This window comes from Delftia sp., assembly GCF_059499305.1.
Genome location: NZ_JCABYI010000030.1, coordinates 673,288 through 698,966, shown reverse-complemented (window position 1 = coordinate 698,966; position 25,679 = coordinate 673,288). Strand labels below are relative to the sequence as shown.

The 25,679-nt window shown below is 69.0% G+C and carries 20 protein-coding genes; 11 read left to right on the top strand and 9 right to left on the bottom strand.

The features are described 5' to 3' along the window. Nucleotides 1-14: 14 nt before the first annotated feature. On the bottom strand, nucleotides 15-1,058 hold the full coding sequence (locus tag AC5I49_RS19725) for a type IV pilus twitching motility protein PilT (protein WP_016450723.1): 1,044 nt from the start codon (nucleotides 1,056-1,058) through the stop codon (nucleotides 15-17). A gap of 37 nt (nucleotides 1,059-1,095) precedes the next feature. Between AC5I49_RS19725 and AC5I49_RS19720 the strand changes: the two genes are divergently transcribed. Beyond that, a complete protein-coding gene (locus tag AC5I49_RS19720) occupies nucleotides 1,096-1,821 on the top strand; it encodes a YggS family pyridoxal phosphate-dependent enzyme (RefSeq protein ID WP_374006253.1) in 726 nt (241 codons plus the stop codon). 29 nt (nucleotides 1,822-1,850) lie between these two features. Here the strand turns inward: AC5I49_RS19720 and AC5I49_RS19715 are convergent, their stop codons facing one another. Together AC5I49_RS19715 and AC5I49_RS19710 are read right to left on the bottom strand one after the other, a co-directional pair. Next, nucleotides 1,851-3,134 carry a branched-chain amino acid ABC transporter substrate-binding protein gene (locus AC5I49_RS19715; protein WP_074920773.1) on the bottom strand — a complete coding sequence of 428 codons (1,284 nt, stop codon included), beginning with the start codon at nucleotides 3,132-3,134 and terminating at the stop codon, nucleotides 1,851-1,853. Nucleotides 3,135-3,160: 26 nt separating this feature from the next. Then, the gene (locus AC5I49_RS19710) at nucleotides 3,161-3,883 is read right to left on the bottom strand and encodes a TetR/AcrR family transcriptional regulator (RefSeq protein ID WP_016446678.1); all 723 of its coding nucleotides are present in this window, start codon (nucleotides 3,881-3,883) and stop codon (nucleotides 3,161-3,163) included. Nucleotides 3,884-4,042: 159 nt separating this feature from the next. Between AC5I49_RS19710 and AC5I49_RS19705 the strand changes: the two genes are divergently transcribed. From AC5I49_RS19705 to AC5I49_RS19685, 5 genes are all read left to right on the top strand, one after another. After that, complete coding sequence (locus tag AC5I49_RS19705) at nucleotides 4,043-5,638, top strand: AMP-binding protein (protein WP_495789779.1); 1,596 nt, start codon at nucleotides 4,043-4,045, stop codon at nucleotides 5,636-5,638. Nucleotides 5,639-5,654: 16 nt separating this feature from the next. Continuing rightward, the gene (locus AC5I49_RS19700; RefSeq protein ID WP_495789778.1) at nucleotides 5,655-8,948 is read left to right on the top strand and encodes a carboxyl transferase domain-containing protein; all 3,294 of its coding nucleotides are present in this window, start codon (nucleotides 5,655-5,657) and stop codon (nucleotides 8,946-8,948) included. A gap of 102 nt (nucleotides 8,949-9,050) precedes the next feature. Continuing rightward, nucleotides 9,051-10,193: a pyridoxal-phosphate-dependent aminotransferase family protein gene (locus AC5I49_RS19695; protein WP_267178252.1), complete on the top strand. Its 1,143-nt coding sequence runs from the start codon at nucleotides 9,051-9,053 to the stop codon at nucleotides 10,191-10,193. Nucleotides 10,194-10,231: 38 nt separating this feature from the next. Next, the gene (locus AC5I49_RS19690) at nucleotides 10,232-10,651 is read left to right on the top strand and encodes an FKBP-type peptidyl-prolyl cis-trans isomerase (RefSeq protein WP_016446675.1); all 420 of its coding nucleotides are present in this window, start codon (nucleotides 10,232-10,234) and stop codon (nucleotides 10,649-10,651) included. Between the two features lie 88 nt (nucleotides 10,652-10,739). Further along, nucleotides 10,740-11,654, top strand: a complete 915-nt coding sequence (locus tag AC5I49_RS19685) for a DMT family transporter (protein ID WP_495789777.1) — start codon at nucleotides 10,740-10,742, stop codon at nucleotides 11,652-11,654. 9 nt (nucleotides 11,655-11,663) lie between these two features. Here the strand turns inward: AC5I49_RS19685 and AC5I49_RS19680 are convergent, their stop codons facing one another. Together AC5I49_RS19680 and norR are read right to left on the bottom strand one after the other, a co-directional pair. Continuing rightward, nucleotides 11,664-12,845, bottom strand: a complete 1,182-nt coding sequence (locus AC5I49_RS19680; protein WP_016446673.1) for a Fic family protein — start codon at nucleotides 12,843-12,845, stop codon at nucleotides 11,664-11,666. Between the two features lie 124 nt (nucleotides 12,846-12,969). Next, nucleotides 12,970-14,541 (bottom strand): nitric oxide reductase transcriptional regulator NorR, encoded by a 1,572-nt coding sequence (norR, locus tag AC5I49_RS19675; protein WP_495789776.1) that lies wholly within the window; start codon nucleotides 14,539-14,541, stop codon nucleotides 12,970-12,972. 120 nt (nucleotides 14,542-14,661) lie between these two features. Here norR and hmpA point away from each other — a divergent pair, with 120 nt between their 5' ends. Next, a complete protein-coding gene (gene hmpA / locus AC5I49_RS19670) occupies nucleotides 14,662-15,888 on the top strand; it encodes an NO-inducible flavohemoprotein (protein WP_495789775.1) in 1,227 nt (408 codons plus the stop codon). 123 nt (nucleotides 15,889-16,011) lie between these two features. Here the strand turns inward: hmpA and AC5I49_RS19665 are convergent, their stop codons facing one another. Further along, nucleotides 16,012-16,269 carry a DUF3297 family protein gene (locus tag AC5I49_RS19665; protein ID WP_016446670.1) on the bottom strand — a complete coding sequence of 86 codons (258 nt, stop codon included), beginning with the start codon at nucleotides 16,267-16,269 and terminating at the stop codon, nucleotides 16,012-16,014. 120 nt (nucleotides 16,270-16,389) lie between these two features. Between AC5I49_RS19665 and AC5I49_RS19660 the strand changes: the two genes are divergently transcribed. Further along, nucleotides 16,390-17,694 (top strand): DUF445 domain-containing protein, encoded by a 1,305-nt coding sequence (locus AC5I49_RS19660; protein ID WP_016446669.1) that lies wholly within the window; start codon nucleotides 16,390-16,392, stop codon nucleotides 17,692-17,694. Between the two features lie 166 nt (nucleotides 17,695-17,860). On the opposite strand, the gene AC5I49_RS19655 is transcribed toward AC5I49_RS19660, so the two are convergent. Then, nucleotides 17,861-18,028: a hypothetical protein gene (locus AC5I49_RS19655; RefSeq protein WP_495789774.1), complete on the bottom strand. Its 168-nt coding sequence runs from the start codon at nucleotides 18,026-18,028 to the stop codon at nucleotides 17,861-17,863. Between AC5I49_RS19655 and AC5I49_RS19650 the strand changes: the two genes are divergently transcribed. Next, nucleotides 18,027-20,054 carry a ligand-gated channel protein gene (locus AC5I49_RS19650; protein ID WP_013804398.1) on the top strand — a complete coding sequence of 676 codons (2,028 nt, stop codon included), beginning with the start codon at nucleotides 18,027-18,029 and terminating at the stop codon, nucleotides 20,052-20,054. The two genes, AC5I49_RS19655 and AC5I49_RS19650, sit on opposite strands and share 2 nt — an antisense overlap. Nucleotides 20,055-20,175: 121 nt before the next feature. Next, nucleotides 20,176-21,120 carry a siderophore ABC transporter substrate-binding protein gene (locus tag AC5I49_RS19645; protein ID WP_063327403.1) on the top strand — a complete coding sequence of 315 codons (945 nt, stop codon included), beginning with the start codon at nucleotides 20,176-20,178 and terminating at the stop codon, nucleotides 21,118-21,120. Here AC5I49_RS19645 and AC5I49_RS19640 read toward each other — a convergent pair. Continuing rightward, entirely contained in the window at nucleotides 21,096-22,097 is a 1,002-nt protein-coding gene (locus AC5I49_RS19640; RefSeq protein ID WP_209670052.1) for an arsenic resistance protein, read from the bottom strand. The genes AC5I49_RS19645 and AC5I49_RS19640 overlap by 25 nt on opposite strands. Before the next feature lie 127 nt (nucleotides 22,098-22,224). After that, nucleotides 22,225-23,907, bottom strand: coding sequence for a sigma-54 interaction domain-containing protein (locus AC5I49_RS19635; protein ID WP_043789220.1), 1,683 nt, complete (start codon nucleotides 23,905-23,907; stop codon nucleotides 22,225-22,227). A gap of 222 nt (nucleotides 23,908-24,129) precedes the next feature. On the opposite strand from AC5I49_RS19635, the gene AC5I49_RS19630 reads away from it, so the two are divergent. Next, on the top strand, nucleotides 24,130-25,677 hold the full coding sequence (locus AC5I49_RS19630; protein ID WP_495789773.1) for an acyl-CoA carboxylase subunit beta: 1,548 nt from the start codon (nucleotides 24,130-24,132) through the stop codon (nucleotides 25,675-25,677). Nucleotides 25,678-25,679: the final 2 nt, after the last annotated feature.

The window sequence follows — 25,679 nt, the reverse complement described above, 5'->3', positions numbered from 1 at the left end:
TGGGCCGGTGGCGGTCAGCCCGGGAAGTTGTCCGGTATCTTGGCCTTGGCGCGCGCTTCGGCCGGGCTGATCAGGTTGCGCCGCACCAGATCGGTCAGGTTCTGGTCCAGCGTCTGCATGCCCACATTCTGACTCGTCTGGATGGTGGAGTACATCTGGGCCACCTTGGCCTCGCGGATCAGGTTGCGGATGGCGCTGGTGCCCAGCATGATCTCGTGGGCCGCGATGCGGCCCTGGCCGTCCTTGGTCTTGCACAGCGTCTGCGAGATCACGGCCTGCAGCGATTCGGAAAGCATGGCGCGCACCATCTCCTTTTCCTCGGCCGGGAAGACGTCGATGATGCGGTCGATGGTCTTGGCGGCGCTGGAGGTGTGCAGGGTGCCGAAGACCAGGTGGCCCGTCTCGGCCGCGGTCATGGCCAGGCGGATGGTTTCGAGGTCACGCATTTCGCCCACCAGGATGGCGTCCGGGTCCTCGCGCAGCGCCGAGCGCAGGGCGGCCGAGAACGACTGCGTCATCGGCCCGACCTCGCGCTGGTTGATCAGGCACTTCTTGGAGTCGTGCACGAATTCGATGGGGTCCTCCACCGTCAGGATGTGGCCGTACTCGGTCTCGTTGAGGTGGTTGACCATGCCGGCCAGCGTGGTGGACTTGCCCGAGCCCGTGGGGCCGGTCACCAGCACCAGGCCGCGCGGCTTCAGGGCCAGGTCGGCGAAGATGCGCGGCGCGTTGAGCTGCTCCAGCGTCAGGATCTTGCTGGGAATGGTACGGAAGACGGCGGCCGCGCCCCGGTACTGGTTGAAGGCGTTGACACGAAAGCGCGCCAGCCCCTCGATCTCGAACGAGAAGTCCACCTCCAGGAACTCCTCGTAGGCCTTGCGCTGGGAGTCGCTCATGATGTCGTAGACCATGGCGTGGACAGTCTTGTGGTCCAGCGGATCGACATTGATGCGGCGCACATCGCCGTGCACGCGGATCATCGGCGGAAGCCCCGCGGACAGGTGCAGGTCGGAGGCCTTGTTCTTGACGCTGAAAGCCAGCAATTGGGTGATGTCCACGGAGTTCGCTCCCTCGTTTGGTACGCTGGCGGCAATTATGACGACGATTGAAAACAAGCTTCAACAGATTCACGAACGGATTGCCTCGGCCTGCGCGCAGGCGGGCCGGGCGGCCGGCTCGGTGCAGTTGCTGTCCGTCTCCAAGACCTTCGGCCCCGACGCCGTGCGCCAGGCCGTGCTGGCCGGCGAGCGCAGCTTTGGCGAGAACTACATCCAGGAAGGCGTGGACAAGATCGCCGCCGTGCGCGCCATGGGCCTGCCGGGCGGCGAGGCCCTGCAATGGCATTGCATAGGCCCCATCCAGAGCAACAAGACGCGCCTGGTGGCCGAGCATTTCGACTGGGCCCAGACCGTGGACCGCCTGAAGATCGCCGAGCGCCTGTCGGCCCAGCGCCCCGAGGGCCTGGCGCCGCTGCAGGTCTGCATCCAGCTGAACGTGGATGGCGGCGAGACCAAGGCCGGCGTGGCGCCCCAGCAGGCGCTGGAGCTGGCCGCCGCCATCGTGCAGCTGCCGCGCCTGGTGCTGCGCGGCGTGATGAGCATTCCCGACGATGTGCCGGGCTTCGAGGCCCAGCGCGAGGTGCATGCCCGCGCCACGGCCGTGTTCACGCAGATCCGCGCCAGCGGCCTGCCGGGGCTGGAGCGCTTCGACACGGTGTCCATGGGGATGACGGGCGACCTGGAAGCGGCCGTGGCCGCCGGATCGACCATGGTGCGCGTGGGCAGCGGCATCTTCGGCCAACGAAACTACGCCCCGCGCTGAGCGGGGCGTAGCTGGCGGGATACTCAGCCTCAGCGGCTGCCGGGCCGCTTCATCTGGCAGTCCGTGGGCAGCTCCACCTGCTCGGGCGTGTAGACGGCGTCGGTGCGAAAGCCGTAGTTCGTGCCTTCCCAGCCGGTCTTGACCAGCTTGCCATCCACGGGCGCGATGGTGTTGACCACCTGGGGCAGCAGCAGCTGGTGGTCCTTGCCGCGCATGCGCACGGGGCCGACCACGGTGTCCATCTGCAGGTCCTCCAGGGCCAGCGCGATCTTCACAGGTTCGGTGGACTGTGCCTTGGCCATGGCGGCGGCCAGCATGCGCGGCACCAGGTCCATGCGCGGGGCCAGGAAGTCCTTGCCCATGCGGGCCTTGTATTCCTGGGCGCGGGCGTCGGCCAGCGGGCGGCCGGCCTGGCCCGGGTGCCATTCGGCCACCCAGGTCAGCTGGCCGATGCGGGTCTGGGCGAAGGATGTCACCGTGCCCGGCATGCCGCCGGCGCTGTGGTTGAAGTAGCGCAGGTCATAGCCCGAGTCGGCCGCCGACTTGAGCAGCAGGGTCAGGTCCTGCCCCCAGTTGCCCGTGATCACCGAGTCCGCACCCGTTTCCTTGATCTTGGCCACATAGGGCGCGAAGTCCTTGACCCGGCCTATGGGGTGCAGCATCTCGCCCGTGAACTGGATGTCGGGCCGGGCCGCGCTCACCATCTGGCGCCCGTAGGCCGCCCACTGCTTGCCGTGGGCGTAGTCCTGGTTGAGCAGGTAGACCTTGCGGATGCCGGGCTGGGTCTTGATGTAGCTGGCAATCGCCTGCATGCGCATGGCGGTGTTGGCATCGAACATGAAATGCCAGAAGCTGCAGGCCTTGCCCGTCAGCTCGGGGTCGATGGAGGAATGGTTGAGCACCAGCACCTCCTTGCCCGGATTGCGCTGGTTGTGGCGCGAGGCCGCCTGCACCAGGGCTGCCACCACCGACGAGCCCGATCCCCCGGTCACCACCACGCGCGCGCCCTGGTCTAGGGCCGCCTGCAGCGCGGCCTGGCTTTCCTGGGCCGAGAGCTTGCTGTCGAACTGCAGCAGCTGCAGCTTCGCCCCGTTGAACAGACCGCCCTTGGCGTTCACGTCCTCGACCGCGTACTGCACGTGGTCGCGCATCAGCTCGCCCGTGCTGACGAAGGGGCCGGACAGCGGGTCGATGAAGGCAATCTTGAAGCTGTCGGTTCCCTGGGCGTGGGCGGCCGTGCTGCACAGCAGGGCGGCGGCGAGTGCCATGGATGGCTGGGAATATCGTCGGATGCAATGGCGGCGGATCGGCATGTCTTGTCTCCTCGAAGGAATGGTCGTCAGTCCTTGCCGGGCGGCTCGGCCCGGGGCCGGCTGCGCCGTGCAGGCGTCTTTTTCGCGGGGGATGCGGCAATGGCTTCGGGCGCGGTGGCTGGCGCCGTGCGCAGGCCCAGCACGCGGCTGGCCAGCTCGGTCAGCTCGGCCACCATCTCGGCCGTGCCCAGGCGGCCGCCGGGGCGGTACCAGTTGTAGAGAAAGCCCGGCAGGCTGCAGGCGGCCTGGGCGGTGATGCGTGTCTCGCGAAAGTCCAGGTGGCCGCTGGCGCGGCCTTCTTCGAGCAGCGCGCAGAACTGGCGGTAGAACTGGCGCGCCAGCGTGCGCGAGGCCTTCATGTATGCAGGGCTGAACGCCTGGGGCTCGCGGTAGGGAAAGAAGGCCGCCGGATAGTGGGCAATGGTGGCCGCGATCAGGCGCTGCAGGCCGTCCACGGCCTTCTCGTGCGCGGCGCGCGGATCGTCGGCTGCGAAGTCCAGCACCGTGAAGCAGGCCTCGGTGGGCGCCCAGCACAGGGTCTCGAAGATCTCCTGCTTGTTGCGGAAGTAGTAGTAGACGAAGGGCTTGGTTACGCCCAGGGCCTGGACGATCTGCTCCATCGTGGTGTTGGCGTAGCCGTTGCGGTCGAACAGGGCCTCGGCCGCCTTGAGGATGCGTTCGCGCTTTTCATCGGAGCCGGCCGTGGGAAGGCGCTGGCGGCCGCGCGGGGTGACAGGGGGCTTGGGCATGCGGGAAATCTCGTGTCGCGTCGGTGGCTGCGATGGTTATACCGATGGGTAGCAATGTTCTACCAGCGGGTATATATTGGCAAGCCGCTGGACCCCAAAACAAATCAAGGCTATCCCTTAGGACTGGTTCCGGGATGGCCAGACACCCAGGAGACAAGCATGGCGGATTCCGAGACCCTCATTCCCCTGCATGAGGCCCTGCGCCGCAATGCGCGCAACCACCCCGGCCGCGACGCCTACATCTGGTATGGCCGCCACATCAGCTGGGCCGAGATGGATGCGGCCAGCGACGCCTTTGCCGCGCGGCTGCAGGCGCTGGGCGTGGGCCGGGGAGAGCCCGTGGCGCTGTTCATGAACAACTGCCCGCAGTACATCGTGGCGCACTACGGCATCCAGAAGATCGGCGCCATCGTCTGCCCCTGCGGGCCGCTGAACAAGGAGCATGAGCTGCAATACCAGCTCGATGACCTCCAGGCCCGCGTCATCGTCGCGGCCGATGTGCTGCTGCCCGTGGTGGACAAGGTGCGCGCCAGCACGGCGCTCAGGCATGTGCTGGCCGTGCGCTATGGCGACTGGCTTCCTGAATCGGCCACGCTGGCGCTGCCGCCCGAACTGCAGGTCCCCGTGCAGCCGCTGCCCGAGGGCGTGGAATCGTTCTGGGATGTCATGCACAGCGGCGCCAAGCCCGTGCCCGTCGATGTCGCCATGGACGATGTCTCGCTGATGACCTATACCTCGGGCACGACGGGCCTGCCCAAGGGCGCCATGCTCAGCTACGGCAACGCGGCCAGCAAGACGGCCGGCGCCTCCAGCGCCACGGGCGTGAACGCCGGCGACATGCTGCTGGCCGTGGCGCCGCTCTATCACATTGCCGGCATGTCCATGGGCGTGAACATGCCCGTGCACAGCGGCGCCACCTGCGTGCTGCTGCACCGCTTCGACCCGCTGGCCGTGGCCCAGGCCCTGGAGCGCTACCGCGTGACCTGGTGGTACAGCATCGCGCCCATGAACGTGGCCGTGATGCAGCTGCCGGGCGTGGAGGCCATGGACTTTTCCGCGCTGCGCCGCAACACGGTGACCAGCTTCGGCATTGCCTACACCGAGGAGCTGGCGCGGCAGTGGAGGCGCTTCACCCCGAACTGCATCTCCAGCGAGGCGGCCTACGGCCTCAGCGAGACCCACACCATGGACACCACCATGCCCGGCGATGCCATCCGCTGGGGCACGCACGGCAAGCCGCTGCCCGGCAACGAGGTGCGCATCATCGACCCCGAGACCGGCGAGCCGCTGCCGGCCGGCGAAGTGGGCGAGATCACCATCCGCGGCCCCGGCAACTTCAAGGGCTACTGGAACAAGCCCGAGGCCACGGCCAGGACCCTGAAGAACGGCTGGGTGCACACGGGCGACATGGGCCGCTTGGACGCCGAGGGCTACCTGACCTTCATCGGCCGCTTCAAGGAAATGATCAAGGTCTCGGGCTACAGCGTCTTTCCCGAGGAGGTGGAAGCCATCCTCATCAAGCATCCGGCCGTGGCCCAGGCCGCCGTGATCGGCGTGCCCGACCCGCAAAAGGGCGAGGTCGTGCGCGCCTTCATCGTCACGCGGCCGGGCCAGCAGATCGCGGCCGAGGACCTGGTGCAGTGGTCGCGCGAGAACATGGCCAGCTACAAGGCGCCGCGCGAGGTGCGTTTCATCGAGGCGCTGCCCGCCACCGGAGCGGGCAAGGTGCTGCGTCGCTTGCTGCGCGATCAATGAGAAAGACCGAAGACCCATGTTCCAGAAGATCCTGATTGCCAACCGCGGCGAGATCGCGCTGCGCATCGTGCGCGCGCTGCGCGAGCTGGGTGTGCCCAGCCTGGCCGTCTTTGCCGCAGACGATGCGCAGGCGCCCCATGTATCCGCTGCCGATGCAGCCGTGCCCCTGGACGCCAGCGGCCCCTCGGCCTACCTGGACGGCGCCCACCTGCTGCGCATTGCGCGCGAGCACGGCTGCGACGGCATCCATCCGGGCTACGGCTTTCTCAGCGAGAACGCCGGCTTTGCCCAGGCCTGTGCCGATGCGGGACTGCGCTTCATCGGTCCCGCGCCGGAGCACCTGGCGCTGCTGGGCGACAAGGCCCGCGCACGCGATCTGGCGCGCCGCTGCGGCGTACCGCTGATGCCGGGCAGCAGCGAGGCCGTCACGCTGGAACAGGCCCAGGCCTTCTTCGAGGCGCAGCAGGCCGGGGGCGCCAGCGGCATCATGGTCAAGGCCATCGGCGGCGGCGGCGGGCGCGGCATGCGCGCCGTGGCGCGTGCCGAGGACCTGCCCGCTGCCTACGAGCGCTGCCGCAGCGAGGCGCGCGCCGCCTTCGGCGTGGACGGTGTCTATGTGGAGCGTCTGATGACGGGCGCGCGCCATATCGAGGTACAGATCCTGGGCGATGGCGGCGCCGCCCCCATCGCGCTGGGCGAGCGCGAATGCACGCTGCAGCGGCGCTTCCAGAAGCTGGTGGAGATCGCGCCCAGCCCCAGCCTGGCGCAGCCGCTGCGCGAGCGCATCACGCGCGACGCGCTGCGCATGGCCGCCGAGATCGGCTACGAGAGCCTGGGCACCTTCGAATTCCTGGTCGATGCCTCCTCCGACTCCCTGCCTTATGTCTTCATCGAGGCCAACCCGCGCCTGCAGGTCGAGCACACCATCACCGAGGAAGTCTTCGGCATCGACCTGGTGCAGGCCCAGATCCGCATTGCGGCGGGCGATCACCTGGGCGAGCTGGGCCTGGATGCCAAGACACCCCCCGCGCCGCGCGGCTATGCCATGCAGTGGCGCATCAATGCCGAGACGCTGGATGCCACAGGCCAGTCGCGCCCCGGCAGCGGGCGCATAGGCGCACTGCAGTGGCCGGCCGGGCCCGGCATCCGCATCGACACGCATGCGGTGGCGGGCGCCAGCCCCTCGCCGCACTACGACACGCTGCTGGCCAAGCTCATCGTGCACAGCAGCGGGTCGCGCTTTGAAGACGTGCTTCGACGCGCACGTCGCGCGCTGGACGAATGCCGCATCGACGGGCTGGCCACCAACCTGCCGCTGCTGCAGGCGCTGGCCCGGCGGCCCGAGATGGCATCGCAGGCCGTGCACACACGCTGGCTCGAAGAGGCCCTTCCCGAATTGGTGGCGGACGCCCAGGCGCTGGCCGAAGGCGCGCAACGCACGGCTGTGGCCGCCGATGTTCCGGTGGCGGACGAGGCTGCTGGCGCGCCCGTCCCCGAAGGCGCCATCACGGCCCCCATGCCCGCGCGCATCGTGCAGTGGAGCGTGGCCGTGGGCGATGTCGTAGCCGCAGGCACCGAACTGGGCGTGCTCGAAGCCATGAAGATGGAGCATGTTCTGCTGGCGCCGCAGGCCGGCACCATCACCCAACGGCTGGCCGAGGCCGGTGCCTATGTGGCCCAGGACCAGCCCCTGCTGGTGCTGGCCGCCGCCGAAGGCGTGCAGGCCGACGCACGCGCGCAGCAGATCGCCCAGGACCCGGACCACATCCGCGCCGACCTGCGCCGCGTCATCGACCGCCATGCCTTCACGCTGGACACCGCCCGGCCCGAGGCCATGGCCAAACGCCATGCCCAGGGCGGCCGCAGCGCGCGCGAGAACATCGCCGATCTTTGCGACGCAGGCAGCTTCATCGAATACGGTGCGCTGGCCATTGCCGCGCAGACGCGCCGACGCAGCATGGACGACCTGATCGCCAACACGCCGGCCGACGGCATGGTCACGGGCATGGGCTCCATCAGCGGCGCGCAGTTCGGCCAGGAGCGCTCGCGCGCCGTCGTCATGGCCTATGACGCCACCGTGCTGGCCGGCACCCAGGGCGCGCGCAACCATGCCAAGACCGACCGCATGCTGGGCATTGCGCTGGCCCAGAAGCTGCCCGTGGTGCTGTTCGCCGAAGGCGGCGGCGGGCGGCCCGGCGATACCGACACGCCCGTGGTCGCCGGCCTGCATGTGCACACCTTCGCGGCCTATGCGGCACTGTCGGGCCAGGTGCCGGTGATCGGCATTGCACACGGCCGCTGCTTTGCGGGCAATGCAGCCCTGCTGGGCTGCAGCGACGTCATCATCGCCACGCGCGCCAGCTGCATCGGCATGGGCGGGCCGGCCATGATCGAGGGCGGCGGGCTGGGCGTCTTCCGGCCCGAGCAGATCGGTCCCAGCAGCGTGCAGCATGCCAATGGCGTGATCGACGTGCTGGTCGAGGACGAGGCCGAAGCCGTGGCCGCCGCGCGCCACTACCTGTCCTTCTTCCAGGGCCGCACCACGGAGTGGACCGCGCCCGACACGCGCGCCCTGCGCCATGTGGTGCCCGAGAACCGGCTGCGTGCCTATGACACGCGTGCGGCCATGGCGCATCTGGTGGACGAAGGCAGCCTGCTGCTGCTGCGCACGGGCTTTGGCGCAGGCATCCACACGGCGCTGGCGCGCATCGAAGGCCGGCCCGTGGGGCTGATGGCCAACAACCCCTCCCACCTGGGCGGCGCCATCGACGCCGATGCGGCCGACAAGGCCGCGCGCTTCATGCAGCTGTGCAACGCCCATGGCCTGCCCATCGTGAGCCTGGTGGACACGCCGGGCTTCATGGTCGGCCCCGAGATCGAGAAGACCGCCCAGGTGCGCCATGTCAGCCGCCTGTTCGTCACGGCGGCCAAGCTGCGCGTGCCGTATTTCAGCGTGGTGCTGCGCAAGGGCTACGGCCTGGGGGCCATGGGCATGACGGCGGGCAGCTTCCATGCGCCGGTGTTCAACGTGGCCTGGCCCACGGGCGAGTTCGGCGCCATGGGTCTGGAAGGCGCCGTGCGCCTGGGCTTTCGCAAGGAACTGCAGGCCCTGCCCGAGGGCGCCGAACGCAACGCCCTGTTCGACCGGCTGCTGGCCCAGCAGTACGCCCACGGCGAGGCCATGCACATGGCCGGCACGCTGGAGATCGACGCCGTCATCGACCCCGCCGACACGCGCGCCTGGCTGTCGCGCGGCCTGGCGGGGGCGCGCGTGGCACCCGCCCAGGCGGGCTTCGTGGACACCTGGTAGGCCCTGAAAACGCTGCAGGCGGCGTGCTAAGCTGATCCTCTTTTCGACGAACACGATGGCGGGCCCGCTCAAGCGGGCCCCGCTGCCTCTGGAGACCTTCCCATGCCCGGACTTCTGCCCGATATCGATCCCGACGGCCTGCTCGAATTCTCGGTGGTCTACACCGACCGCGCGCTCAACCACATGTCCAAGCGCTTCGCGGGCGTGATGCAGGACATCCTCACCACGCTGCAGGAGGTCTACCACGCCCACACGGCCGTGCTGGTGCCGGGCAGCGGCACCTTCGGCATGGAGGCCGTGGCGCGCCAGTTCGCCAATCGCGAAAAGGTGCTCATCGTGCGCAACGGCTGGTTCAGCTACCGCTGGACGCAGATCTTCGAGGAAGGCGGCCTGGGCGGTGGCGCCGTGGTCTGCAAGGCCCGCCGCCAGGGCCCGGGCAGCCAGGACCCCTGGGCGCCTTGCGCGGCCGAGGACGTGGCCGCCGCCATCCGCACCGAGAAGCCCAAGGTCGTGTTCGCGCCCCATGTGGAGACGGCCAGCGGCATCATCCTCAGCGACAGCTACCTGCGCGCCGTGGCCGATGCCGCGCACGAGGTGGGTGCGCTCTTCGTGCTGGACTGCGTGGCCTCGGGCGCCATGTGGGTGGACATGGAAAAGACCGGCGTGGACGTGCTGATCAGTGCGCCGCAAAAGGGCTGGAGCAGCTCGCCGTGCTGCGCCATGGTCATGCTCTCGCAGCGCGCGCGCGAAGCCATCGAGAACACGCAAAGCTCCAGCTTCTCCTGCGACCTCAAGAAGTGGATGCAGATTGCCGAGGGCTACGAAAAAGGCCAGCACGCCTACCACACCACCATGCCCACCGACGCCCTGGTCCGCCTGCGCGACGTGATGCTGGAGACGCGCGCCTACGGCTTCGCCAAGGTGCGCGACGAGCAGATCGCCCTGGGCGCCAAGGTGCGCGCCCTGCTGGAGTCGCGCGGCTTTCCCAGCGTGGCGGCCGAGGGCTGGAAGGCCCCTGGCGTGGTCGTCAGCTACACCACCGACCCCGGCATCCAGAGCGGCAAGAAGTTCATGGAAGCCGGCCTGCAGACCGCCTCGGGCGTGCCCCTGCAGTGCGACGAAGGCCCGGACTTCAAGACCTTCCGCATCGGCCTGTTCGGCCTGGAAAAATGGCACAACGTGGACCGCACCGTCGGCCACATCGCCAAAGCGCTGGACGACATCGGTGTCCCCGCCAAGGCGTGAACCGAACCCGCTGCAAACATTGCATTGAAAGAGCCCTCATGAACAAGACCCTCACCACCCTGGCCGCCTCCTGCGGCCTGATGCTCGCCGCACTGACCGGCGTGGCGGCCCATGCGGCCGAACCCGTCACCACGGCCAGCGGCCTGGTCTATGAAAGCCTCAAGGAAGGCACAGGCGCCAGCCCCAAGGCCAGCGACACGGTGCGCGTGCACTACCGCGGCTACTTCCCCGACACGGGCAAGGACTTCGACAGCTCCATCACGCGCGGCCAGCCCATCGAGTTCCCCCTGACCGGCGTGATTCCCTGCTGGACCGAAGGCGTGCAGAAGATGAAGGTCGGCGGCAAGGCCAAGCTGACCTGCCCGCCCTCCATCGCCTACGGCAGCCGTGGCGCGGGCAGCGTGATCCCGCCCAACGCCACGCTGAACTTCGAGGTGGAACTGCTGGGCATCAAGTGATGGCCGGCCCGCTGGCCGGGCCATCCCCCGCCTGATGCGAAGCCGGCCTGCGGGCCGGCTTTTTCACGGTCGCTGAAAGGAAGACGTCGTGGACCCACGCAAACCGCTGGACGCGCGCGCCGCCGCGCTGATGCTCATGCTGTGCCTGATCTGGAGCCTGCAGCAGATCCTGCTCAAGGCCACGGCCGATGCCATCGCGCCCACGCTGCAGATCGCGCTGCGCTCGGGCGCGGGCGCCGTGCTGGTGTGGCTGTTCATGCGCTGGCGCGGCATGCGCGTGCAGTGGGGCGACGGCAGCTGGCGCCCGGGCCTGGCCGTGGGCACGCTGTTTGCGCTGGAATTCCTGCTGGTGGGCGAGAGCATCAACCACACCTCGGCCGCCCATGTGGTGGTCTTCCTGTATTCCGCTCCCGTGTTCGCGGCGCTGGGCCTGCACTGGAAGCTGCCCTCGGAGCGCCTGGCGCCGCTGCAATGGCTGGGCATCGCACTGGCCTTTGCCGGCATAGCGCTGGCCTTCCTGGGCGGCGGCAAGCCTTCGAAGGCAGCCGGCGCCGCCATGCTGCTGGGCGACCTGCTGGCGCTGGCCGCCGGCGTGGCCTGGGGCGCCACCACGGTGGCCATCCGCACCACGCGGCTGGCATCGCTGCCCGCCGCGCAGACCCTGCTCTACCAGCTGGCCGCCGGCTTTGCGCTGCTGCTGCCCGCCGCCTTCCTGCTGGGCCAGACCCGCTTCGAGCCCACGCCCCTGGCCTGGGCCGGCCTGGCCTTCCAGTCCGTGCTGGTCTGCTTCGTGAGCTTCCTGGTCTGGTTCTGGCTGCTCACGCAATACCTGGCCTCGCGCCTGGGCGTGTTCTCTTTCATGACGCCCATCTTCGGCGTGGTCTTCGGGGCCTGGCTGCTGAGCGAGCCCATCGAGCCCAACTTCCTGGCCGGGGCACTGATGGTGCTGGCAGGGGTGCTGCTGGTGAGCGGGTATGGGTGGCTGATGTCGCTCAGGCGGTGAGGCCGGGGATCAGGCCGGCCGGGGTAGCGGATCCGTGCCCTCGTTGAGCACGGAAAGATAGCGCTGATAGCTGAAGACCCGGCCTCGCTTGCGGCCGGTCACTTCCTCGATGATGCCCAGGCGCTGCAAGTCGGCGAGCGCCGTGTTGACGGTGGGCGAGGACAGTCCCGTCTGCCGGACCAGCTGGTTGGACGTCAGGAAGGGGTTGAGCTGGAACAGGTCGTGGATGCGCAGCGTGGAGCTGGCGCGTTCGCCTTCGGTCGCGATGCGTTCGCGGTCCTGCCTGAACAGGTCGACGATATGCGTGGCGGCCTCGAAGGCCTGGTTCGCGGTCTGTGCCACGCCGGTGAGAAAGAAGTCGAGCCAGGCTTCCCAATTGCCGTTCTCGCGCACTTCCTGCAGCAGCCGGTAGTACTCGGCCCGGTGCGTCTTGAGAAATAGGCTGAGGTAGAGCAGCGGCTTGTTCAGCACGCCGTTGATGCAGAGATACAGCGTGACCAGCAGGCGGCCGATGCGGCCATTGCCATCGAGGAACGGATGCAGTGTCTCGAACTGCACGTGCAGCAGGCCGGCCTTGATGAGGGCGGGCAGGCGGGAGGCATCTTCGTGCATGAAGCGTTCAAAGGCGTCGAGGCAGGGGCCGAGCTCGTTGACAGGCGGCGGCACAAACAAGGCATTGCCTGGACGCGTGCCGCCAATCCAGTTCTGCGAGCGCCGGAACTCGCCGGGGCTCTTGGTGCCGCCGCGTCCGCTTTGCAACAGCCGGCCATGCATCTCGCGGATCAGGCGCAGTGACAGCGGCAGGTCCCGCAGGCGCTCCAGTCCGTACATCATCGCGTCCACATAGTTCGAAACTTCGCGGATGTCGTCGATGGGCTGGCCCGCCTGGGCCTCGGCTTCGAAGCGCAGCAGGTCCGACAGCGTCGATTGCGTGCCCTCGATCTGCGAAGAAAGCACGGCCTCCTTGCGCACGTACATGTAGAGGAACAGCTCCTGGCGGGGCAGCAGCATGGTGATGCCATCGAGCCGTCCCAGCGCACGCTCGGCAAGGCTGAGCTTTTCCAGGAGGACGAGCACATCGATGGCCGGCTCCGGCGGCAGCGGTGGCGGCACGAAGGCGCGCACCTTTTCGCCTGCTGCGGATGTCTCGATGAAGCGGCCAAGCCGCTGGCTGGTAGGGGAATCGGGCATGGGCTGACTATGGCTTCGGACGCTTATTTAAGCAAATGCGGTTTTTCTTAAATAACGAGAGCGCCAAGTTAAGCAGACTTAAATAAGCCTTCGTCTCAAGGCGGCGGGCCGGCCGCATGACCCCTCATGCCAGTCCCAGTCGCCGCGCCAGCCGCTGCAGGTTGGCGCGGTCCATCTGCAGCTCGCGTGCGGCGGCGGCCCAGCTGCCGTGGTGGCGCTGCAGGCTGGCCTTGATCAGCTGGCGTTCGTAGCTCTCCACGGCATTGCGCAGGCCTTGGGAGCTGGCGCCGGGCGATGCGACCTGTGGGACGGGCAGGGTCGGGGTGGCCGTCGCCGGGGGCTGCGCGTCATCCCGGAGATCGGCCTGCCCCAGCGTGACCATGCGTGCCCGGCCACCGGCCGGAGTGCCGGAGGGCGCACGGCTGAGAGCCCGCAGCACGCCGCGGCTGATGAGGTGCTCCAGCTCCCGCACATTGCCGGGCCAGTCCTGGGCCAGCAAGGCCGATTGCGCAGCGGGGTGCAGGCGCAGGCCGCCCAGGCCCAGGCGCGAACGGTTTTCCTCGAGGAAGAAGCCGGCCAGCATCAGCACGTCGCTGTCGCGCTCGCGCAGCGCGGGCACGCGCAGCGGGTAGACGCTCAGGCGGTGGAAGAAATCGGCGCGCATGCGGCCGGCCGCCACCTCGGCGGCCAGGTCACGGTTGGTGGCGGCGATCACGCGCACGTCCACATGGTGCTCGCGGTCCGAACCCAGGCGCTGCAGCTGTCCGCTTTGCAGCACGCGCAGCAGCTTGGCCTGCACGGGCAGGGACAGCTCGCCCACTTCGTCCAGGAACAGCGTGCCCTGGTCGGCCTGCTCGAACTTGCCGCTGCGCTCGGACAGCGCGCCCGTGAAGGCGCCGCGCACATGGCCGAACAGCTCGCTTTCGACCAGGTTGTCGGGAAGGGCCGCGCAGTTGATGCTGACCAGCGCCCGGCCTGCACGCGCCGACTGAGCATGCACGGCCTGGGCCACCAATTCCTTGCCCGTGCCGGTCTCGCCCGTGATCAGCACGTTGAGGTCGCTGGCCGCGACCAGGGCGATGTCCTTTTGCAGCGCGCGCATGGCCGGGCTCTGGCCGATCAGCGGACGCGATGAATCGCCCCCCGGGGCGGCGCCGGGTGCGGGCAGGGCGCGCGCACTGCGCGCCAACCGGCGCAGCCGCTCGGCCGTGGTTACGGTGGCCGCCGCCAGGTTGCTGAAGGCCTGCAGCGCCGCCAGCGCGGCCGGGTCGGCAAAGCGCCCCGGGTCCAGCGCGTCCAGCGTGAGAAGGCCCCAGGGCAGGCCGCCCGTCTGCAGCACGCAGCCCATGCAGTCGTGCACCTCCAGCGGCCCGTGACCCTGGGCCACCAGGCCGTCATAGGGATCGGGCAGCGGGCTGTCGGGCGCAAAGCGCATGGCCTGGCCCGCCGCCAGCAGCTGGGCAAAGCGCGGGTGCTCGGCAATGCGAAAGCGCCGGCCCAGCGCATCGGGCACCAGGCCGTCGATGGCCACGGGCCGCAGCCACTCGCCTTCCAGGCGCAGCAGGGCGGCGGCATCGGCCGGCAGCACGGCGCGCAGGGCTGCCAGCAGGCGGCGAAAGCGCTCGCGCTCAGGCAGGTCCTGGGCCAGGTCGGCCACCAGGGGGGTGAGGGCGTGCAGGGCGGTGGATGTGGTCATAAAGACTGCGATGGCCGTCAAAAGGACTCGATTTGACGGGAGTCATATTGACGCATGAAACGCCAAGCCCTTGTTCTTCAAGGGTCGCGGGACTGGCACGGCCCTTGCCTTTGCCAAGGCATGTCCGGCATCGCACCGGGCATGTCCGTTCCCGTACCCAAGGAGTTTTCCGTGCTGACCGACCGCCAACGTGCCATCGTCCAATCCACCGTTCCGCTGCTTGAAACCGGCGGCGAAGCGCTGATCACGCATTTCTACCAAACCATGCTGGGCGAGTACCCCGAGGTGCGCGCCCTGTTCAACATGGCCCACCAGCAAAGCGGCGCCCAGCCGCGTGCCCTGGCCTACAGCGTGCTCATGTACGCCAGGCACATCGACCGGCTGGACGCCCTGGGCGACCTGCCCGCGCAGATCATCAACAAGCACGTTGCGCTGCAGGTGCAGCCCGAGCACTACCCCATCGTCGGCACCTGCCTGCTGCGCGCCATCCGCGAAGTGCTGGGCGCCGAGATTGCCACCGACGAGGTCATAGCCGCCTGGGGCGCCGCCTACCAGCAGCTGGCCGACATCCTGATCGGCGCCGAGCGCCAGGCCTATGACCGCACGGCGGCGGCCGAAGGCGGCTGGCGCGGCGAGCGCGCCTTCGTGGTCGAGGACAAGGTGCAGGAAAGCGCCGAGATCACGTCCTTCTACCTGGTGCCCGCCGACGGCGGCCCCGTGATCGCCCACCAGCCCGGCCAGTACATCGGCCTGCGCCTGGTGGTGGACGGCCAGGAGCAGCGGCGCAACTACTCCCTGTCCGCACCCGCAGACGGGCGCAGCCTGCGCATCAGCGTCAAGCGCGAGGTGGGTGGCAAGGTCTCCAACTTCCTGCACGACCGGGTCCGGGTCGGCGACACGCTGCAGCTGTTCCCGCCCGCAGGCCACTTCACGCTGCAGCCCGGCGAGCGCCCGCTGGTGCTGATCAGCGGCGGCGTGGGCATCACGCCGACCCTGCCCATGCTGGACGCGGCCTTGCCGACCCGGCGGCCCGTGGTCTTCATCCACTGCGCACGCGAGCGCGGGGTGCATGCCTTCCGCGAGCATGTGGATGCGCTGGCTGCCGTGCATCCGCAGCTCACCCGTTACTACTGCTATGACCGGGCGGAGGAGGGCGATGGGGTCGATGCGCAGGGCCTGCTGACCGCCCGCCAGCTGGGTGAATGGCTGCCCGCCGTGGATGCCGATGTCTATTTCCTGGGGCCTCGGCCGTTCATGCGGTCGGTGAAGGAATCGTTGAAGGCCCTGGGGGTGCCGCAGGAGCAGGTGCGGTATGAGTTTTTTGGGCCGGCCGAGGCGCTCCAGTAGGCTTTGCCGGAGCCTGCCCTGGGTGGTTCCTGGCTCTGCCGCACCCCTGGCATGCCTTTGTCGCGCCCTTGTCGCGCCCCTTGTAGCACCTCTGTGGCAAGAGGCGCGACAAGGTCCGAAGGCTCAGCGGTAGAAGGCTTGCACGGTGCCCTTGAGCTTGATCAGCAAGGGCCTGCCCTTGCGATCCACCGTCTTGCCCGCGGGCACCTTGATCCATCCCTCGCTCACGCAATACTCCTCCACGTCGAACCGCTCCTTGCCGTTGAAGCGGATGCCGATGTCGTGCTCGAACACGGCCGCCACGTGGTGCGGGCTGCGCGGGTCGATGGACAGGTGGTCGGGCAGGGCGGGGCGCTCGGCGGATGCGTTGGCGTCGGTCATGGTCTTGTTCTCGCAAGAGGGTTCTGAAGAAAGCCGGTATTGTCCGCGCAATCCGGGGTCAGGCGCTGGCTGACAGGCATTGGCGGCAGGCATCGCCACGCGGGGCCCGGCGGGCGTCGTATGCTGCGCTCCATGCTGTCGCCAGAGCAACGTCAAACACTGAAGTCGGCCAAGCGCCTGCCGCTGGCGTTGCTGCTGCTCATGGCGCTGGGCTTCGTGGCCTCGTCGGTGGCGGCAGCGCACTGGCAGCAGGTGCCGCTGTGGCTGGCCTGCATCAAGGCCGTGACCGAGGCCTCGCTGGTCGGCGCGCTGGCCGACTGGTTTGCAGTGTCTGCCCTGTTCCGGCACATTCCGCTGCCCGTGGTCGGGCGCCACACGGCCATCATTCCGCGCAACAAGGACCGCATCGGGCTGAACCTGGCGAATTTCGTGCGCGACAAGTTCCTGGACGGGCCTTCGCTGGTGGCGCTGATCGAGCGCCATGATCCCGCGCGCGTGCTGGCGGGCTGGCTGACCTCACCGGCCAACAGCACGCTGCTGGGGCGGCAGGTGGCGCGGCTGGCGCTGGCGGCGCTGGAGATGGTGCAGGACCGGCAGGTGGAGCGCTTTCTCTCGCACTCGTTCAAGGCCTTGCTGGAGCATCTGGACCTGCCGCGCGCGGCGGCGGACCTGCTGTCGGGCCTGACCCAGGACGGGCGCCACCAGGCCGTGCTCGACGATGTGCTGGCGCGCGTCAGCGGCGTGCTGCGCGAATCCGAGACCCATGTGCTGATCGCCCGGACCATCGTGCTGTGGCTCAAGCGCGAGCATCCGCTCAAGGAAAAGATGCTGCCTACGGACTGGCTCGGCGACAAGGGTGCCACGGCCATCGCCGGGGCGCTGGACAGCCTGCTGCAGGACATCGCCAGCGATCCCGGGCACCACATGCGCAAGGCGTTCGATGCCTCCGTGCAGCGGCTGATTGACCGGCTGCAGTCCGACCCGGCCATGGCCGATCGCGCCGAGCGCCTGCGCGACTACCTGCTGCACGACGAGAAGCTGGCCGGCTACCTGCGTTCGCTGTGGCTGGGCCTGCGCGCCAGGCTGCAGGCGGACCTGGCCAACGAGCATTCGCAGGTGGCGCGCAAGACCGCGGCCATGGGCCGCTGGCTGGGCCAGTCGCTGGCGCATGACGAGGCGCTGCGCCACTCCATGAACGAACGCCTCAAGCGCTGGGCCCAGGCGCTGGCGCCCGATGTCTCGCAGTTCCTGGCCCAGCACATCGCTGACACCGTGCGGCGCTGGGATGCGCGCGAGCTGTCCGAGCTGATCGAGCTGCACATCGGCAAGGACCTGCAGTACATCCGCATCAATGGCACCGTGGTCGGCGGTGCCGTGGGGCTGCTGCTGTTCCTGGTCTCCAATGCGGGGCGGCTGTGGTCCTGATCTTCGTATCAGGATGTTGCCTGCCGGCCACATCGGGCCAACTTTACAAAGCCGCCGTGTTCGCCGGAACGCCGTGAATCTGGCCGGGCGCCGCACGCGCCCGGGCACTGGCGGCCCTGCATGTCATTGATGAACAAGGCAACATTCAGCATCCTGAATGAATTGCTCACAGATCGGTCCGCTTGTAAAGAAAAACAGCAGCTGCGCTGCCGTCGGCCAGGCCGTTGTTGGCGGGAAAATAAAATAAGAACGATTCGCACTCATCAAAAACAACAGAGCGGATGCGCACCCCGGTCGTTCGACCGTCCGTGATTCTTCTTGCGAGCTTTCCCATGCACAACTGCACAGCCCCCGCGGCGGGCCGTGGCTTTGCCCTGTCCGCCCTTTGCACCTCCCTGCGTGCTTCGTTTCCCTCCACCGTCGTTCCCCTGCGCCGCACCGCGCTGGGCGCCTGCCTGGGCCTGCTGGCCTCGGGCAGCGCGCTGGCCCAGGCAGCAGGCGGGGCGACGCTGGAAACCCTGGTCGTGACGGCCAGCGGCTTCGAGCAGGAGATCAGCCAGGCGCCGGCCTCGATCTCGGTGATCACGCGCCAGGAACTGGAGCAGGGCGCCTACCGCAACCTGCACGATGCCCTGCGCGATGTGCCCGGCGTGATCCTCACGCCCTCGGACAACAACTCCAACGACATCTCGTTGCGCGGCATGGGCGCCAACTACACCCTGATCCTGGTGGACGGCAAGCGCATGAGCACGCGCGAGACCCAGACCAACGGCAGCACGGGCACGGACCAGAGCTGGATTCCGCCGCTGGAGGCCATCGAGCGCATCGAGGTGGTGCGCGGCCCCATGTCCTCGCTGTACGGCTCGGACGCCATGGGCGGCGTGATCAACGTCATCACCCGCAAGGTGGCGAAGAACTGGCATGGCTCGGTGCGCGCCGACGCCACGCTGCAGGAGCGCTCCACCTCGGGCGATGCCTACCAGACCAACTTCTACCTGTCAGGCCCGATCAAGACCGACCTGCTGGGCCTGAGCCTGTACGGCAACTACGGCAAGCGCGACCAGGACCGCATCTACCAGGGCTACAACAAGAGCGACAACCGTTCGCTGAACCTGCGCCTGGCGCTGACCCCCAGCAAGGACCACGACCTGATCGCCGAGATCGGCACTTCGCGCCAGCACTTCGTTTCGTCGCCTGGCATGACCCTGCTGCCCACCGATGCGCCCAGCGACCGCAAGTTCGAGCGCGAGAACTACTCGCTGCAGCACAAGGGCCGCTGGGGCTGGGCTTCCTCCGACACCTATCTGCAGCGCGAGGAAACGCGCAACCTGTCGCGCGACATGACCATCAGGAACACGGTGTTCAACAGCAGCTGGGTGGCGCCGCTGGGCCGCCAGCACCTGCTGACCACGGGCGTGTACTACAACCAGCAGGACCTGCGCGACACGACGACCAATACGCTGCCGGGCTCGGCGCGCACCACGGCCGATCGCACGCAGTACGCCTGGTTCGCCGAGGACGAGTGGCGCCTGCGCGAGAACTTCGCCCTGACCGGCGGCCTGCGCTACGACCACGACAGCAAGGGCGGATCGCAATGGAGCCCGCGCCTGTACGGCGTGTGGAACCTCGACGCGCAATGGACCGTCAAGGGCGGCGTGTCCACCGGCTTTCGCGCGCCCTCGCTGCGCCAGACCCTGGGCGACTGGGGCCAGTCCAGCCGCGGCGGCAACATCTACGGCAACCCCGACCTGAAGCCCGAAACCTCGCTGAGCAAGGAACTGGGCGTGCTCTACAACAACGGCGCCGGCCTGTCGGCAGGCCTGACGGTGTTCGACAACGAGTTCAACGACAAGATCACGCGCATCGCCTGTCCCGAGTGCGGACCGGCCAACTCCTCGGGCAACACGCCCACCACCAACGTCAATATCGACAAGGCCATCACGCGCGGCATCGAAGCCACGTTCAAGGCCCCGCTGGCGCGCACGCTGGACCTGAGCAGCAGCTACACCTTCACCAAGTCCGAGCAAAAGAGCGGCGAGTTCGCGGGGCAGCCGCTGAGCCAGCTGCCGCGCCACATGCTCAACCTGGCGCTGAACTGGAAGCCTTCGCAGCAATGGGCGGGCTGGGCCAAGCTGTCCTACCGGGGCAAGGAAAGCCAGCCCACGGGCGGCCGTTCGGCGCGCACCTGGGTGGCCGGCAGCTATGCCATGTTCGACATGGGCGGCTCCTACAACTACAGCAAGGACGTGACCTTCTACGCAGGCATCTACAACCTGTTCGACAAGGACGTGTACTACGAGGACTACGCCACGGTGCAGGACGGCCGGCGCTACTGGATCGGCATGAACGTGAAGTTCTAGGCATCCCGGCCGCAAGGGCGGCCGCTGCCCGTGGCCTGCGGATCAGGCCGCGCCGCTTCCCGGCGCGGCACCCGCCTCCGGAGGCCGGAACTCCATTCATTTTTTCCTGGGATTCTTTGCCATGACCTTCGATATCACGCGCCGCGCGGCGGCGCTGGCCTTGCCGGCCTTGTTCCTGGGGACTGCGATGGCGGCCCCGTTGTCCGTGCGGCATGCCGGGGGAATGACCAGCCTGCCCGGCGCACCCCGGCGCGCGGTGGTTTATGACCTGGGGGCGCTGGATGCACTGCATGCGCTGGGCGTGCCCGCGTCGGCGGTCGCAGGCGTGCCCCGGGCGCAGCTGCCCCGGTATCTGGACAGCTTCGCGCAGCGGCCTGCGGCGGGCGGGCTGTTCGAGCCCGACTACGAGGCGCTGAGCCGCCTGGCGCCCGACCTGATCATCGTGGGCGGGCGCTCGGCCGGCAAGGCCGAGGTGCTGGGACGCATCGCGCCCACGCTGGACCTGAGCGTCAGCGGCAAGCACATGCTGGCCGATATCGAACGCAACATCGCCACGCTGGCGCTGCTGTTCGGCCGCCAGGCGCAGGGCCGTGCGCTGGTGCAGCGCATCCAGGCCGAGCTGCAGGGCCTGCGTGCCCAGGCCTCGCAGGCCGCGCCGGGCCTGCTGCTCATGGCCGTGAACGACAAGCTCCTGCCGCAGGCGCCGGGATCGCGCTTCGGCTTTCTGTTCGATGTGTTCGGTGCGCGCTCGGCGCTATCGGCCGCGCAATTGCCAGCCCGCGGCACCGCCTACGGCTTCGATGATGTGGCGCGGCTGGACCCCGAGTGGATCTACGTCATCGACCGCAACACGGCCACGGGCCAGGCGGCAGGCGGCGGCGAGATCATGGCTTCGCGCAAGGTGTTCGACAACGCGCAGATCCACGCCACGGCGGCCGGCCGCAAGGGGCAGGTCGTCTTCCTCGATCCCAAGGGCTGGTACCTGATGGGCAGCGCCGGGCCGACGGCGCTGCTGGACAACATGGCGCAGCTGCGCCAGGCCTATGGCGCGGCGTCATCGCGTTGACCGCGGGCCAGGGCCGGCTCCCGGTCCCGGCCCCACAGCGCAATCACGCGCACATAGGCCAGCTCGGCCAGCAGCTCCACCAGCGTCTGCGTGACGATGACGGCCGGCAGCACGGGAATGGCGCCAGGCACGGCCAGGGCCAGCGGCAGCACGACCAGCGAATTGCGCGTGCCCGCGCTGAACGCGACCGCTCGGCCTGCGGGCGCTGGAAGCCGGAAGGCACGCGCCACCAGCCAGCCCAGCGCGGGCGCTGCCACCGCAAAGGCGGCATAGACGGGCACCACGCTCCAGGCCGCGTGCGTGGCCGGGCCCAGCTGGGGCAGCACGGAGGCGATCACCACGAACAGCACCAGCGCGGTGGCCGGCACGGGCAGCAGGCCCAGCCATGCCGAGGCGCTGGCGCCGCGCCGGCTGCGGGCCGCCCACAACTGGGTGGCAGCGGCCAGGGCCAGCGGCACGGCGATCAGCCACACGAACGCATGCAGGAAAGGCCCCGCCTGCACCAGCCGCGCCGCATCGTCACCCAGGAACAGGCCCAGGTAGCCGGGCAGGGCCAGCATCTGCGCGATCAGCAGGGCCGGCGTGGCCGCCAGCAGCAGGCGCGCATCGGCACGTCCCAGGTGGGAGAAGGTGACCACGTAGTCGATGCAGGGCGCCAGCAGCACCAGCAGCGCGCCCAGGCGCAGCAGGGGGTCGGCGGGCAGGAACTGCAGCAGCGCCCAGACCAGCACCGGCACCACGATGAAGTTGGCCGTCATCAGCGCCGCCAGGAAGCGCACCTGGCCGAAGGCGCGCCGCAGCTCGGCCAAGGGCACCTGCAAGAAGGTCACATAGAGCATCAGTGCCAGCGCGGGGTTGATGGCGCGCTCCAGCACGCCTGTGCCGGGCAGCGCCCAGGCGGCAACTGCGGCCAGGGCCACGGCGGCGAAGTAGATGGGGATCTGGCGCTGTTCGAGCGCGTCTCGGGTGTCTTGCATTCAGGAGGCCGATGGCGGCGGGTACGGGGCGGGTACGCGGATGTGGGGCGGATGTGGGGCGCCTAGTATGGCAACGGCGCAGCCGGCCCGCTGCTTCATTCCCCTGCAGGCCCTGGGCCCGCAGGGATCAGCCCTGGTTTGCCGCGCCCAGCACCTTGTACAGATAGGAGCGCGAGATGCCCAGCTCCTGCGCGGCCAGCTTCTTGTTGCCGCCGCAGCGTGCAATGGCGTCGAGGATGGCGTTGCGCTCCTGGTCCTTGAGCGGGGCCACGGCGCCGGTGGCGGGCAGGCCGGGCTCGGCAACGGGCGAAGGCCGTGCGCCGGCCAGCGGGTCCTCGTGGCGCGCGAAGTTGTCCACGCCCAGCAGGTGGCCGTCGCAGAACACCAGGGCCTCTTCCACGCGCTGGCGCAGCTGGCGCACATTGCCGGGCCAGGCCTGCCGGGCCAGGTAGGGCATGACGCCGGGCGCGATGCGGGGCAGCGCAATGCCGTTGCGCTCGCAGAACGACTGGGCAAAGCGCTGCACCAGGGCCGGGATGTCCTCCAGGCGCTGGCGCAGGGCCGGCACATGCAGCACCACGCCGCTGAGGCGGTAGAACAGGTCCAGCCGGAAGCGCCCGCTGTCGATGAGGCCGCGCAGGTCGCGGTGCGTGGCGGCCACGATGCGGAAGTTCACCTGCCGGCCGCTGTGCGCGCCCAGGCGCTGCACCTGGCGGTCCTCCAGCACGCGCAGCAGCTTGACCTGGATCTCCATGGGAATGTCGGCCACTTCGTCGAGGAAGAGGGTGCCGCCCTCGGCCTGCTCCAGCTTGCCTGGCTGGCCCTGCCGGCGCCCGCCCGTGAAGGCGCCGGCCTCGTAGCCGAACAGCTCGGACTCGATCAGCGTGGCCGGCAGCGCCGCGAGGTTGAGGCTGACCAGGGGCGCGTCGGCATCGCGCCCGCGCGCATGCAGGGCCTGGGCCACCAGCTCCTTGCCGCTGCCGCTCTCGCCCAGGATGAGCACGGGCACGTCCAGCCGCGCCACGGCGTCGATCTCGCGGGCCAGCCTTTGCATGGGGGCACTGGCGCCCACCATCTGCGCCGTGGGCGTGCCGCCGCGCAGCTGGCTCAGTTCGCGCTTGTAGTGCTGCACCTCGTCATGCAGCTGGTTCAGCCGCTGCTGCATGCGGTTGAGTGCCTCCACGCCGCTGAAGCTGACCTGGCCCACGGCGCCCACCACGGCGCCGCCCTCGTAGACCGGCATGCGGTTGACGATGCGGCTCACGCCCGGCCCCAGCTGCTGCAGGTCGCCGATCTCGGCCCGGCCGCTGCGCACCACGTGGGGCAGGCGCGAGTTGGGGATCACGTCCTCGGCGCGCCGGCCTGCGGCCGTGCCGGGCGCCAGGCCGAAGAACTTCTCGTGCACGGGGCTGATGTAGCGCATCAGCCCTTCATGGTCGGCCACCGTGATCGCCTGGTACGGGTTGGTCAGGAACATGTTGAGGATGGCGAAGGCGAAGGGCACGCTGGCCACCATGTCGAACAGCGCCGCCGCCTCGTCGGCCGGGCGCAGCAGGGCGACCTCGCCCTCGGCATCGGCCAGCACCACGGCCACATGGCGGGCCACCGTGCCGCGCGGGCCCGGTGTTTCCACGTGCAGCAGCTGGCCATGGCCGATGGGGTTGTGCCCGTCGCCGTGCGCGCGGGCCAGGGCCTCGGTGACGGCTGCATGCAGCAGCGGCTCCTGCGCCAGGCCCAGCCGCGCCACGGGCTCGGGCGAGTCGCGCCGCCAGACGAGAACGCCGAATCGGTGGTCGGGGGAGCTGGGCATGGGCAGGGCGGGCAGTGGCTGGGGTGAACGCACTCTAGCGGCGCGCAGGCCACGGGTCTGTCCCCGTGGTGTCTCCATTGAAGACAGTGCCCAACCCGTGTCTTCGAGGTTGTCCTTGATGTGGACACACGAAGATCGACTGTGGAAAAAATCCTTTGAATTCAACGCACTGCGTTCTGGCACGCCTTGTGCATCTCCACAGGCAAAAGGAGACACGACGACATGAGCTGGCAACCCGAAGTGGACGAGATCGCATACCGCCGCGCACTGGCGGCCAAACTGGGCGGAGAGGACAAGGTGGCGCGGCACAAGGCCGCCGGCAAGCTCACGGTGCGCGAGCGCATCGAGGCCTGCACGGACGCGCAGTCCTTCGTGGAGGTGGGCTCGCTCACCGGCTCGGGCCAGTACGACGGCCTGGGCCGGCTGACGGACTTCACGCCCTCCAACCTCATCATGGGGCGAGCACGCGTGGGCGGGCGGCCCGTGGTCGTGGTGGGCGACGATTTCACGGTGCGCGGCGGCGCCAACGACGGCGCCGTGGGCGACAAGCTGATCTTTGCCGAGAAGATGGCGCACGACCTGCGCCTGCCCATGGTGCGCCTGGTGGACGGCACGGGCGGCGGCGGCTCGGTGCGCAACATCGAGACCAAGGGCTACACCAGCGTGCCCACCATGAAGGTCTGGAGCCAGGTGGTGCAGAACCTGTCCACCGTGCCCGTGGTCTCGCTGGCCCTGGGCTCGGTGGCCGGCATGGGCGCGGCGCGCGTGGCCTCCAGCCATTACTCGGTGATGGTCAGGGAGACCGCCCAGCTGTTCAATGCCGGCCCGCCCGTGGTGGCGCGCATCGGCCAGAACGTGACCAAGAACGAGCTGGGCGGCAGCCAGGTGCACACGCGCAACGGCGTGGTCGATGACGAGGTGGCCACCGAGCAGGAGGCCTTCGAGCGCGTGCGCCGCTTCCTGTCCTACCTGCCATCGTCGGTGTACGAGCTGCCTGCGCGCACCGCGCCGCAGGACGATCCGCGGCGGCGCGACGAATGGCTGCTGTCGGCCATTCCGCGTGATGGCCGCAAGGTCTACAAGATCCGGCCCATCGTCGAATGCCTGGTCGATGAGGGCTCCTTCCTGGAGACGGGCCGCCACTGGGGCCGGGCCATCGTCACGGGGCTGGCGCGCATCGACGGCTGGCCCGTGGCCGTGGTGGCCAGCGACCCGTACTTCTACGGCGGCGGCTGGGACGGCCCCTCCGCCGAGAAGTTCACGCGCTTCGTGGACATGACCCAGACCTTCCACCTGCCCGTGGTCAACCTGGTGGACATCGCGGGCTTCCAGATCGGCGTGGAGGCCGAGAAGGCCGGCGTCATGCGCTACGGCGTGCGCGCCCTGGCCGCCGTCTACCAGGCCACCGTGCCCTGGTGCAGCATCCTCATCCGCCGCGCCTACGGCGTGGCGGCGGCGGGCCACCAGCACATGGGCCGCTTCAACTTCCGCTATGCCTGGCCCTCGGCCAACTGGGGCTCGCTGCCCATCGAGGGCGGGCTGGAGGTGGCCTACAAGGCCGAGATCGAAGGCGCCGACGACCCCGTGCAAAAGCGCGCCGAGATCGAGCAGCGCGTGCGCAGCCTGACCTCGCCCTTCCGCACGGCCGAGGCCTTCGGCATCGACGAGGTGATCGATCCGCGCGACACGCGCGCCCTGCTCAGCGAATTCGTGGAACTGGCCGCGCCGCTGCGCGAGGCCGGAGCGCCGCAGTTCGGCCTGCGGCCCTGAAC

Excerpts from the sequence above, each read along its gene's own strand:
- AC5I49_RS19720 (WP_374006253.1), top strand. The coding sequence starts at position 1,096 with ATGACGACGATTGAAAACAAGCTTCAACAGATTCACGAACGGATTGCC.
- AC5I49_RS19715 (WP_074920773.1), bottom strand. The coding sequence starts at position 3,134 with ATGCCGATCCGCCGCCATTGCATCCGACGATATTCCCAGCCATCCATG.
- AC5I49_RS19710 (WP_016446678.1), bottom strand. The coding sequence starts at position 3,883 with ATGCCCAAGCCCCCTGTCACCCCGCGCGGCCGCCAGCGCCTTCCCACG.
- AC5I49_RS19705 (WP_495789779.1), top strand. The coding sequence starts at position 4,043 with ATGGCGGATTCCGAGACCCTCATTCCCCTGCATGAGGCCCTGCGCCGC.
- AC5I49_RS19700 (WP_495789778.1), top strand. The coding sequence starts at position 5,655 with ATGTTCCAGAAGATCCTGATTGCCAACCGCGGCGAGATCGCGCTGCGC.
- AC5I49_RS19695 (WP_267178252.1), top strand. The coding sequence starts at position 9,051 with ATGCCCGGACTTCTGCCCGATATCGATCCCGACGGCCTGCTCGAATTC.
- AC5I49_RS19690 (WP_016446675.1), top strand. The coding sequence starts at position 10,232 with ATGAACAAGACCCTCACCACCCTGGCCGCCTCCTGCGGCCTGATGCTC.
- AC5I49_RS19680 (WP_016446673.1), bottom strand. The coding sequence starts at position 12,845 with ATGCCCGATTCCCCTACCAGCCAGCGGCTTGGCCGCTTCATCGAGACA.
- norR (WP_495789776.1), bottom strand. The coding sequence starts at position 14,541 with ATGACCACATCCACCGCCCTGCACGCCCTCACCCCCCTGGTGGCCGAC.
- hmpA (WP_495789775.1), top strand. The coding sequence starts at position 14,662 with ATGTCCGGCATCGCACCGGGCATGTCCGTTCCCGTACCCAAGGAGTTT.
- AC5I49_RS19665 (WP_016446670.1), bottom strand. The coding sequence starts at position 16,269 with ATGACCGACGCCAACGCATCCGCCGAGCGCCCCGCCCTGCCCGACCAC.
- AC5I49_RS19660 (WP_016446669.1), top strand. The coding sequence starts at position 16,390 with ATGCTGCGCTCCATGCTGTCGCCAGAGCAACGTCAAACACTGAAGTCG.
- AC5I49_RS19650 (WP_013804398.1), top strand. The coding sequence starts at position 18,027 with ATGCACAACTGCACAGCCCCCGCGGCGGGCCGTGGCTTTGCCCTGTCC.
- AC5I49_RS19655 (WP_495789774.1), bottom strand. The coding sequence starts at position 18,028 with ATGGGAAAGCTCGCAAGAAGAATCACGGACGGTCGAACGACCGGGGTG.
- AC5I49_RS19645 (WP_063327403.1), top strand. The coding sequence starts at position 20,176 with ATGACCTTCGATATCACGCGCCGCGCGGCGGCGCTGGCCTTGCCGGCC.
- AC5I49_RS19640 (WP_209670052.1), bottom strand. The coding sequence starts at position 22,097 with ATGCAAGACACCCGAGACGCGCTCGAACAGCGCCAGATCCCCATCTAC.
- AC5I49_RS19635 (WP_043789220.1), bottom strand. The coding sequence starts at position 23,907 with ATGCCCAGCTCCCCCGACCACCGATTCGGCGTTCTCGTCTGGCGGCGC.
- AC5I49_RS19630 (WP_495789773.1), top strand. The coding sequence starts at position 24,130 with ATGAGCTGGCAACCCGAAGTGGACGAGATCGCATACCGCCGCGCACTG.